Raw genomic sequence first — 228 nt, forward strand, 5'->3', positions numbered from 1 at the left:
GCCAACAACTTCGGCAGCGCCGTCCCGGTGGGCGGCGGCTGGTCGGCCTACAGCCGCCCCATCGCCGGCGACTTCGACAACGACGGCAACGGCGACCTGGCCGCCGTCAAGGACGACACCCTGCACATCTGGAACGGCAAGGGCGGCAACAAGTTCACCGGCCCCGTCACCCTCGGCCCCGGCTGGACCCCGTACGCCGCCACGCTGATGTCACTCGGCGACATCAAC

General features: G+C 70.2%; 1 protein-coding gene. It reads left to right on the forward strand.

Going from position 1 to position 228, the window contains the following annotated elements:
* Window positions 1–228, forward strand: a 228-nt coding sequence (locus tag FAF44_RS54240; RefSeq protein ID WP_237111257.1) for a VCBS repeat-containing protein, incomplete at both ends; no start/stop codon positions are given.

It is taken from the genome of Nonomuraea sp. MG754425 (assembly GCF_021699195.1).
Lineage (GTDB): Bacteria > Actinomycetota > Actinomycetes > Streptosporangiales > Streptosporangiaceae > Nonomuraea.